This is a genomic window from Actinomyces sp. 2119 (assembly GCF_003591215.1).
Lineage (GTDB): Bacteria > Actinomycetota > Actinomycetes > Actinomycetales > Actinomycetaceae > Actinomyces > Actinomyces lilanjuaniae.
This window is the reverse complement of sequence record NZ_QYRR01000011.1, coordinates 62,471-72,557: the sequence shown is the minus strand read 5'-3', so window position 1 is coordinate 72,557 and position 10,087 is coordinate 62,471. Positions and strand designations below refer to the sequence as shown.

Genomic DNA, 10,087 nt, shown 5'->3' with positions numbered 1-10,087 from the left:
ACGCACACCCGACCAGCCGCACGCACACACGCACGACCACAACCAGGCACACCCACAGCAGGACAGCCCCACCCAGACAGGCATAAAAGAACAAGACACACTATCGAGATCTCAAACCACACACCCACAACCAGCCACACCACCACAACAACAGCAGCAGCACAACCAGCAAGAGCAACCCGACATCTCCACCAGGACTACTACAAGCACTTCAGAAGGAAGCAGCCCGAGTAGTTAACCCGGCTTGTTATCGAGCTTGGTACGCCTCCGTTCCGGGTCTTGCCCTTTCCGGCGACGGACGAGTACTTAACCACCTTCAGAACTTCAGGTCAACTTCGTGACGAGTGACCCTCGACACTCGCTCGCGTGGGCACTGGGGCTACCGGCTGGCGCCGTCCCAGCACCCACTTCCGGCTAGAGGCACCGGGACCGGTCCGCCCCTCGTCTCAGCCGCCCTCGCTCGCCCGTCTCAGCCAGCTCAGCCAGTCGTGTCCCCCGTCTGGGGCGTCTCCTCGGCACTCGCGCCCCTGGGTGGGAGGGAGAGGCGGGGTGGTGGAGCCGTATCAGCATCGGCTGGTGGCGTGTTCCTTCTCTCCTCCCCCAGTCGGCCCGGGATCAGCAGCCCCCGTCGCGGAACCGGGACTAGTACGCTCCACCTCCAGAGTCACCCTGGTGACCATGGCGGCAACGACGCCGACAGCGGCGAGCACCGGCGCGGCCACAACCGTGACGCCTCCGGCTATCACGCCTGCCGTCATCGGGATGCTGAACAGCTCACGCCCCGATGAGTCCCGCAGGACCACGCGGCGGACGCTCCCGTCGGCCATAAGCCGCCTGACGGTGGAGACAAGCTGGTCCCCAGCCACGTCGATCCACTCCAGGACCGTGTGGGAACCACTCGGCTGGCTAGTGGTACCAGACTGCTGGCCGGGCTCACCTGCCCCGGGCTTAGGTGTCTTCTGTGTCGTCATGCGACCCAGTCTGCTGGCTAACCCCCGTCCCCGACTACCGGGGACCACCCTGACTCGTCCCTAGTTGTGGCGCTACCCACCCCGACACACGCGAGGGAACAGGCCAGGCGCCAGGTACCGAGATCAACACAGGCCGCACCGCTGCACCCACCAGCCCCGGGTGCCAGGATATTCCCTGTCACCTTCCAACGCCCCAGCCCCGACACTGCCAGGCTCAGAACGCTTCATGGTCTGGGTACCAGGGCCGTGACACCAGGACCAAGTGGTGCCAGCATAGTGGTGGCGCCCAGGGCACGCCGACAATCGTACAGACCCGGTGGGGCCTAGGGCACCTACCCATCACAGCGACGTGACATCTGGAGGACCACACCATGCACGACTTCGGCGGACGAACAGTTCTGATCACCGGCGCAAGCGGAGGCATCGGGGGCGCAACCGCACGCATGCTGGCGGCCCAGGGCGCTCAGGTGCTGGCCTGTGGACGCGACGAGAACGCCCTGGCTGCTCTCGCCGCCCAGACCGGCGCCACCACCTTACGCTTCGACGTCACCAAGGAGGACGAGGTCCGTGACGCCATTGAGGGACGGGACCTTGACGGCGTAGTCAACTGCGCCGGCTGGGGAGGCGCCATCGAGACGCCCCAGGAGGCTGACGTCGAGGTCTTCGACAAGGTCATGGCGATCAACGCCCGCAGCACGCTGCTGGTTACCAAGCACGCCTCGCGGCAGATGATCCGTCACGGCCGGGGCGGCTCCATCGTTAACGTATCCAGCCAGGCCAGCCTCGTGGGACTCACGGGACACATCGCCTACGGGTCCTCCAAGGCGGCGATGGACAACATGACCCGGGTCAGCGCGCTGGAGCTGGGCCGCTACAACATCCGTGTCAACAGCGTCAACCCTACCGTCGTGATGACCCCTATGTCCGCCTGGTACTGGGGGCGGCCCGAGGTCGAGGGCCCTTTCCTCGAGCAGATGCCGCTAGGACGATGGGCCACCGAGGACGACGTCGCCGGCCCCGTCGTCTTCCTCCTCAGCGACCAGGCGGCCATGATCACCGGGGTCTGCCTGCCCGTCGACGGAGGCTACACCAACAGGTGAGCACTCTGCCCTGATGCGGTGGTGTCGACCGACAGACGTCGGCCGGCACCACCCGTCACGCCAACAGCCAGCCGAGGTCAGCAAAGTACCAGCCTGTGCCATGCAGGGCTCTAGGACGTCACCCAGGCCGTGGACATACTCATGCCACCGACGGAGCGGCCGTCGACGACACAACGAGGTGACCCATGGATATCGGAATGCCCCGCAAGCTGGCCTTCGGCTTCCTCGCCATAGCCGTCTTCATGACAGGGGACGGATTTGAGCTGACCTTCCTGTCCCCCTACCTGGTTGACCAGGGGTTCACGTCGCCCCAGGCAAGCCTGGTCTTTACCTGCTACGGCTTCATGGCGGCGCTGGCCGGCTGGTCCTCAGGGGTCCTGGCCGAGATGTTCGGCGCCAAGCGCGTCATGATGATCGGCGGCACGTCGTGGCTGGCGCTGCACCTGGTGTTCGTGGGCATAGCCCTGCCACTGGGGTCCTACCCCCTGATCCTGTCGGTCTACGCGATCCGAGGCCTGTCCTACCCGCTGTTCATCTACTCCTTCGTGGTGCTTATCGCCCAGACCGTGGACACATCCAGACTCGCCTCAGCCATGGGGTGGTTCTGGACCTCTTACTCCATCGGTATCGGCGTGCTCGGGGCCTACCTGCCCAGCTGGATCGTGCCCGTCGTCGGGGAGTACCGCACCCTGTGGATCTCACTAGCCTGGGCGAGCGTAGGCACCGTCATCTGCCTCGTGCTGGTACCCACCTCCCCGCGGAACGCGAGCGCAGACCTGGACCGAGGCGCCAAGATACGCGAACTGGCACGCGGCGCCACGATCCTGGCCGAGAACCGGGAGATTGCCCTGGCGGCAGTGGTAAGGATCATCTGCAACCTCACGCTCTACGGGTTTCCCGTCATCATGCCGCTCTACCTGGCCACCGACGAGGACGGCGGAGGCGAGTGGATCACACAGCAGCAGTGGATGCGTGTCTGGGCGCTGATGTTCCTGGTGACCGTCTTTGGGAACGTGTTCTGGGGGATTATCGGCGACCGCTTTGGGTGGATGAGACAGATGCGCTGGTACGGATGCTGGTTCTGCGCCGCAGGTACCCTGGCCTTCTACTACATCCCCCAGCTCTTTGGTGGCAACCTCTGGCTCCTGTACGCCGCCGCCACGCTGTTGGGAATGGGCTTTACCGCTTTCGTTCCCATGGGCGCGATCTTCCCCGCTATCGCCCCGGAGCACCGTGGCGCGGCGATATCGGCACACAATCTGGCCTCAGGCCTGACCACCTTCTTCGGTCCTGCCATCGCCACTGCGCTGCTGCCCTTCGTCGGCTTCGGCGGAGTGTGCTGGGCCTACGCTCTGCTCTACCTGCTGGGCTCGCTCATCACGGTGTTCATCCGCCCGCCCCAGCCGGGCTTCACCCCCGAGGGACGTCGGCTGCCCGTGTCCCGCGAGGCCGCGAGCGCACCAACCGCCGCGTAAGCCCTATCCCGCGCCCTCCTGGACACGCGACCCCGCGGACCGCCACTGGTGGGTGGGCAGCAGCACGTCGGCTGCTGCCCACCCACCGGGCGCTGGAGGTGCGCCAGCCTAGCCGCCCGTTCCAGGGATGCCTACTACCAGCCCAGCCGACCTTATCCGTCAACGGCACCGTCGAGGACCCAGGACACTGAGCATGGAGCTCCTCCGTGCCGAGGGCCTAGGGCAGGTACCCAGCAGGACGCCACGGTCTTTCCCAGCCCAGGCGGGGCGACAGGCAACGCCAGGCCTAGCCCCGACGGCACAATCTGATCTCACTAGTCTCTGTGGAGCTAGGGGGACTCGAACCCCCGACCTTCTCATTGCGAACGAGACGCGCTACCAACTGCGCCATAGCCCCAAGTGCCCCATGATGGTAGCACCACTGCCGCACCCGACACCAACGCCACCTGTGGTGAGACCGCCCACCTAGTTGGACCTAGCTGGCTGGCCCTTCCTAAACTACCTGACTCACCGCCGCTACTCGCCTGCGGCACGGCGGCGCTCCAGGACTGCGTCCAGGTCGATCGGCTGGAAGTCCCGCTCCTCAAAGTCCGGCGCGGTAAAAGTCCTGACCCGGTGTGGACGTGCTGGCACTGGGACGGAGACGCCCGGCTCCACCACCGGCTCCTCGTAGGCACGTCGAGGAGCCCGAGCCGCAAGCGTGTAGGTGGGGGCAGGAACATGGACCGGGCGCCAGCCCTGGGGCGGAGTCGCTGTCGGGAGCTCAGCACGCCCTTTCCTCGCGCCTCCCCGGCTCGGCTCGTCCCGGCTCGCAGGCTGATCCGCGCCAGCCGTCGGGGGGTCGCCCGCAGTGACGACCCTACCCACCGAGCCCTCGTCCTTCACCTGGCCCACGGCCTCGACGTCGCCACCGCCACCGGCCTCAGGCGGTGCAGCAAGGCTCTCCTGCGGCGTCTGCGGCGGTCTTGCCCGGGGAGTCTCCACGCCGGGTCGACGAGTCGCGTCGTCGGCGTCTGCTGTCGCCGCACCCCACGCAGGTTCCGGGGAGACCGCTGCCGCACCGACCTCCTCGTCTGCCTCGCTCCGGAGCGAGGCAGACGAGCTCTCAGCCTGAGGTGATGTCCTCGACTGCGTCCGCACCTGGAACGACTCCTGGACGAACCTGGGGGCGACATGGACCGAAGGCTGGTCCTGCTCGGACAAAACGGCGTCGTCAAAGTCCGGTGCCGGGACGCGCGGCTGGGACTCAGGCTGCTGCTGTGTGCGCAAGGAGCGCTTGCTGGCCACGACCGGCACTGTGGGACGGCGTCCGGTCAGTCCTGTCAGCTCGCGCTCCAGCTCAGCGATCCGGTGCCGCTCGCGCCGATCGGCCTGCGCAGAGGCCACCGCCGCCCTCCGTCCCGCCACCATGGAGACCCCCATAAGCGCCGTCGGCACCAGGGCAGGCCACCAGGGCAGCACCGTCAGCGCCCCGACGACCCATGCCCCCAGGGAGACCCCCAGCAGGACACAGGCGACGACACCACGGTGGGCCGCCGCCGCCCGACGACGCTCCCGGGCCTGGGCGTGAGCCTTCCGGGCGCGCCCGAGCTCCCGCTCTGTGCGCAGGGCTCTCACGTTCCTTACCGCCGGCCTGTTCATCCCCTTGACCTCCGGTCGCCGTCGAAAGAGTTCCGCGTGCCCGCCACGCCCGCACGCACTGTCCGCAGCCGCCGTGGCTCCCGTGTCCAGGACCCGCAGCTCGGCGGAGTAGCGGTCCTGGATGTTGGACTGGCCGGTCATCTCACGACGCCGCACCAGGAACGGGAAAAGGTACACAGCGAGAACTGCGACGAGGGCAGCGAACGCCCAGACCTCAACTCCCACATCTCAACCGTATGTGCATCAACGCGCCCATCAACGGAGGAACACTCCGTGTCGTCGGTAAGTCTTCGGTAAGTCGTCGGTAAGTCGTCGGTAAGTCGCCGACCGCTCAGCGACAGGACATCCGGAATGTCCCACACTCACGCATGATCTTTTAACTCATAAACCACCCTTGCATCGAAAACCTCATGAGTCACAGGCGCCTCGCGTCTGCGCCCGCGCCTCCAGCCGAGCCACCATCCCTGCGCCACCAAGCTCCTCGGAAAGAACCGCAAAGGACACGTGGTCGGCCCAGTCCCCGTCTATATGCATAAAGGCACGACGCAGCCCCTCCTCACGCAGTCCCAGCGCACGGCACAGCGCAATACTGCGCCGGTTTCCCGGACGCACGTTGACCTCGACACGGTGCAGGCCTACCTGCGGTCCCAGCAGGTGATCCACGGCCATAGCGACGGCAAGACGCATCACTCCCCGCCCCTCGTAGGCAGAGGCGACCCAGTAGCCCACCTGGGCACTGCGCACAGACCCCCACTGGATCGGGTCGGCGCTTACCTGCCCCGCCAGCATCCCGTCCACCTCCAGGACGAAGGGCATAGCCTGTCCCTGCCGGGCGCGCCGTGCCTGCTGCCGCACATAGTCAGCGAACGTGGGCAGGTCCTGACGCGCCTGGGAAGGACATGTCGCCTCCCAGGGTGCCAGCCGCCCCGCCTCGGACAGGCGCAGCCGGAGCCACTCCTCCTCGTCGCCAGGCCGCAGCTCACGCAGGCACACTACGCCCGCGTCCCGTACCAGGCCCCGGGCAGTGACATCCTCCTGGCACAGGCGTACAGGCCACAGGTAACGAGAAGAGGCCACCGATCTGCGCCAGGGCAGGGCAGCCGCCCACGACCACCACCCCGCCCGGAGGTCCTCCGGACTGTGGCCCGGCTGCCTGCGTGTGAGAACCGGTCTACGCATAACCCTGACCATAGTCGGGCTGTACGTCCGGCCCTGTCAGGCGTCCAGAAGAAGACAGTGCAGGGTGTCCCCGACGACAACGGTGTGCGTGTCCTCCGGGACCACAGCGATCGCGTTCGCCCTGGCCAGCCCGCAGAGCCGCGTGGCCCCAGGCTGTGCCGTCGGCTCAGCACGGTAGCCGCGCGAGGGGGAGCCGACCAGGTGAACCGGGACGAACTCCCGCATCCCCGCCGGGGAGTGCCAGCCCGACGACACTGCGGCGGGAAGGGATCTACGGTACAGGCTGGCGTACCCGGCGACCTGGCGCACGACCGGACGAACAAAGGCCTCGAAGGCGATGAGTGCGCTGACCGGGTCCCCGGGCAGGCAGAAGACCGGAGTGCCCTCGACCGTCCCGAACCCCAGCTGCCTTCCCGGCACCATGGCCACCGAGTCGAAGCGGACGGTCCCAAGTGGCGCCAGGACCTCCTTGACGCAGTCACTCTGGCCCGCCGAGAGCCCGCCGGTGGTCACGATGAGGTCGGCCCGCACCAGCTGGTCCTCCAGGGTCTCTCGCACCGCACTCAGGTCATCGGGCACTGCCGCCACCCTGAAGGCCTGCCCGCCGGCCTCGGTCACGGCAGAGGCCAGGGCGGCGCCGTTGGCGTCACAGACCGCCTCGATCTCACGGACACGCGTCGGCTCAACCAGCTCGTCCCCGACCGGGACCACAACGACACGGGGGACGGGACGGACCCGCACCCGGCTCAGTCCCAGGCCGGCAAGAAGAGCAACCTGCCTGGCGCTGACCCTGGTGCCCTGGGTCAGCACCGTCGTCCCAGCCCCGACATCCTCGGCACGGTGGCGCACACCATGCCCCCCAGGCACGGCGCCGTAGACCGCGACACGGTCCGCACCACGGTCAGTCTGTGTCCACGGCACTACGGCATCGGCCCCTACAGGCATGACCGTCCCGGAGTCAACCAGGACCGCGCAGCCCGGCACCAGCCGACCAGAGCGCCCCTCCCCGGCCCGCACGGCGTCCACCACCCTGAGGGTGACGGGCTCCGCGAGGGAAGCGCCTGCCAGGTCGGCAGAGGCAACAGCGTAGCCGTCGGCTCCCGCCAGGTCGGCCGCAGGCAGGTCGGCCCCAGCCACGACGTCCTGGGCCAGCACGCACGTCACGGCGTCAGGAAGGGCGACATCCAGCGGCGCAGCCGCCTGGACGGTCTCAAGGCACGCGGCCAGGTGCTCGGCGACTGTTCTCATGACCCCAGGCTACCGCCCAGCCGCAGGAACCTCCCCGCAGCCCTCACCGGCAGCACCAGCACAAGCGGGGGCGAACCTTCGACCTGACCCGTCAGGAGATGCGGGACGACGCAGCACCAGCACAAGCGGGGGCGAACCAGCAACCTGGGCGCAGTCAGGAGACGGCAGAGGCGCGCAGAGAAAGAGAAGCTGTGGAGGACCCGTAGAGGCCCACAGACCACGGGCACGCGTGCCTCGCCCGCCCTCCGTACGCACTGGGTATGTACCTCGGTAAGGGAACCTGAGACAATGACGTCATGAGCGATGGCGCCCGCACCCTCCCTGACACCGGAGCCCTTACGACTGACGACGCCAAGGAGCGGCTGCGCGAGGTTCTCCGGGAGCGCCGCTCCTCCTTCCACCGTCATCCCACCCACGGTCACGGCCCCGGGTGCGAGGCGCTCACCGTCCACGCCCTCCAGGCCGTGGACGGCGCCCAGTGCGTAGCCGTCTTTGTCTCCGTGGGAGCCGAGCCCTGCACCCGGCTCCTGCTGGAGCGGCTGAGTGAGCAGGGGGTTGAGGTGCTGCTGCCCGTCCTGGGTCCACGCCTGGCCCGCTGCTGGGGTCGCTTCCGCGGCAACCACGACCTGGCTGAGCGCTCACCGGGACGCCCACCCGAACCTGGCGGGCAGACGCTGCCCGCACAGGCAGTAGCACAGGCGGAGGCGCTCATCGTCCCGGCCCTGGCGGTAGACAGCTCAGGGCACCGGCTGGGCCAGGGGGGCGGCTGGTACGACCGCATGCTGCCCCTACGCCGTGACGGCGCCCCTGCCTTCGCCGTCGTCCACCCCGACGAGCTGTTCACTGACCGCCTCCCGGTCGAGCCGCACGACCAGCGTGTTGACGCCGTCATCTGTGAGGAGCAGTGGTTCTTGCTGGAGGGGTCGCAGTTCTCCTCCAGCGGACCGCCCCCGGGCTGACTCCGTCCCGGTGTCCCCGCGCGCGTCGACCATATCGCCCCGGCACCCTGCCCGCCCGGGGCTCCCCGCTCAGGCCGGGCCAGGGCACCACAGACCAGGCTCGGTCCACCTCGTCAACAAGGACTACTGTCCTCAGACAGCTCACGATGAGGGGACAGGCACCATAGCCGCATGATCGCAGGTCGTCGCACACGTCAAGCCAGGTCCTCCTCCCCGCGCTCGCCACGGCCACAGCCCCGTACCCGAGCGCGGCGCCCCTCCCTCCTGCTGTGGCGGCACCGGCACCTGGTCGTAGCCGCCTGCCTGGCGGCCGCGGCGGTGGCGACGCTGAACGTGCTGCGCCCCGACCCGCCCTCGACCCAGGAGGTGCTGGTGGCCGCCAGGCAAGTCAGCGCCGGCACGGTCGTCACCAAGGACGACGTGGTCCGACGCAGCGTCCCCGCACAGGGGCTACCTGAGTCCGGCCTGGCCGGGGAGGAGGTGGTTGGCCAGCGCTCAGCCATCACCCTGGAGCCTGGGACCGTTCTTACGACCTCCATGACGAGCGCGGCCCTGACCCAGGGGCTCGATCCTGACCAGCGAGTCGTTCAGGTACCGGTCGGTGTCGGGGCAGAGCTGGCGGAGCCAGGGGCGCAGGTAGACGTCATCGACGCACGTGGCGATGCCACCAGCAGCACACAGGCTGCTGAGAATCCCTCCGAGGACGCCCCCTCCGTCCTGTCCAGCCCGGTACCCCTCCAGGGGGCAGAGTCAACCGTGCTGACGCGCAGGGCGCGAGTCCTCATGACCCAGCCGGGTGACGACAGCACCCCCTGGGGACCAGGGACGAAAGTCACACTTGTCACCATTGCTGTTTCCTCAGGTGACGCTACCCTGGTTGCCGCTGCGGCCACCACTGGAGCGCTCGGTATTGTCCTGAGTCCGTGAGCCGCTGTGGCCGCTTGTGGAGCGCGCCTGTTCCGTTCCCCCGATGGCGCACGATGGCTGAGATGCCAGCGCCGCTATGAAAGGACCAACATGATCAAGGGCTTCAGGGACTTTATCGCCCAGGGCAACGTCCTCGACCTCGCCGTCGCCGTCATCATCGGCGCTGCCTTCGCCCCTATCGTCGAGGCCGTCACCAACGTCATCATGGGCATTATCGGTGCCCTGGTGGGTCAGCCGAACTTCGACTCCGTCGGTGAGTTCTCCATCAACGGCTCTGACATGATCCAGCCCGGCACGATCGTCACCCAGCTCGTCAACTTCCTCCTGGTCGCCGCAGCCGTCTACTTCTGCATCGTCATGCCCATGAACAGGCTTAACGAGCGCCGCAGGAAGGCGGCCGAGGAGGCTGCCGAGCCGACCGACGTCGAGCTGCTCACCGAGATCCGCGACCTGCTCTCCCAGCAGCGGGGCTGACTCCCAGCCCTGTGGCAACCGGGACAGGTCGCCACAGACTTCTCAGCCGCAGGACCCTGGCCAGGACACTCACCACGTGCTCCGGCCAGGGTCCTGCGCACTGGGATGGACCG

Annotated in this window: 9 protein-coding genes and 1 tRNA gene; 5 read left to right on the top strand and 5 right to left on the bottom strand. The window is 67.9% G+C overall.

What is annotated here, in order from left to right; genetic code table 11:
* Nucleotides 1–563: 563 nt before the first annotated feature.
* On the bottom strand, nt 564–971 hold the full coding sequence (locus D4740_RS12230; RefSeq protein WP_119837151.1) for a DUF4342 domain-containing protein: 408 nt from the start codon (nt 969–971) through the stop codon (nt 564–566).
* A gap of 371 nt (nt 972–1,342) precedes the next feature.
* Between D4740_RS12230 and D4740_RS12225 the strand changes: the two genes are divergently transcribed.
* Together D4740_RS12225 and D4740_RS12220 are read left to right on the top strand one after the other, a co-directional pair.
* Nucleotides 1,343–2,071, top strand: coding sequence for an SDR family oxidoreductase (locus tag D4740_RS12225; RefSeq protein WP_119837150.1), 729 nt, complete (start codon nt 1,343–1,345; stop codon nt 2,069–2,071).
* 185 nt (nt 2,072–2,256) lie between these two features.
* Entirely contained in the window at nt 2,257–3,546 is a 1,290-nt protein-coding gene (locus tag D4740_RS12220; protein ID WP_119837149.1) for an MFS transporter, read from the top strand.
* A gap of 324 nt (nt 3,547–3,870) precedes the next feature.
* Here the strand turns inward: D4740_RS12220 and D4740_RS12215 are convergent.
* From D4740_RS12215 to glp, 4 genes are all read right to left on the bottom strand, one after another.
* Nucleotides 3,871–3,943 (bottom strand) — tRNA-Ala (locus D4740_RS12215).
* A gap of 119 nt (nt 3,944–4,062) precedes the next feature.
* Entirely contained in the window at nt 4,063–5,412 is a 1,350-nt protein-coding gene (locus tag D4740_RS12210) for a hypothetical protein (RefSeq protein ID WP_119837148.1), read from the bottom strand.
* A gap of 183 nt (nt 5,413–5,595) precedes the next feature.
* Nucleotides 5,596–6,366: a GNAT family N-acetyltransferase gene (locus D4740_RS12205; protein WP_119837147.1), complete on the bottom strand. Its 771-nt coding sequence runs from the start codon at nt 6,364–6,366 to the stop codon at nt 5,596–5,598.
* A 36-nt stretch (nt 6,367–6,402) separates the two neighbouring features.
* On the bottom strand, nt 6,403–7,614 hold the full coding sequence (gene glp, locus D4740_RS12200; RefSeq protein WP_119837146.1) for a gephyrin-like molybdotransferase Glp: 1,212 nt from the start codon (nt 7,612–7,614) through the stop codon (nt 6,403–6,405).
* A gap of 296 nt (nt 7,615–7,910) precedes the next feature.
* On the opposite strand from glp, the gene D4740_RS12195 reads away from it, so the two are divergent.
* From D4740_RS12195 to mscL, 3 genes are all read left to right on the top strand, one after another.
* On the top strand, nt 7,911–8,573 hold the full coding sequence (locus D4740_RS12195; protein WP_119837145.1) for a 5-formyltetrahydrofolate cyclo-ligase: 663 nt from the start codon (nt 7,911–7,913) through the stop codon (nt 8,571–8,573).
* 171 nt (nt 8,574–8,744) lie between these two features.
* Nucleotides 8,745–9,500 (top strand): SAF domain-containing protein, encoded by a 756-nt coding sequence (locus tag D4740_RS12190; protein WP_119837144.1) that lies wholly within the window; start codon nt 8,745–8,747, stop codon nt 9,498–9,500.
* A 90-nt stretch (nt 9,501–9,590) separates the two neighbouring features.
* Nucleotides 9,591–9,974, top strand: a complete 384-nt coding sequence (gene mscL / locus D4740_RS12185; RefSeq protein WP_119837143.1) for a large conductance mechanosensitive channel protein MscL — start codon at nt 9,591–9,593, stop codon at nt 9,972–9,974.
* The last annotated feature ends 113 nt before the right edge of the window (nt 9,975–10,087 follow it).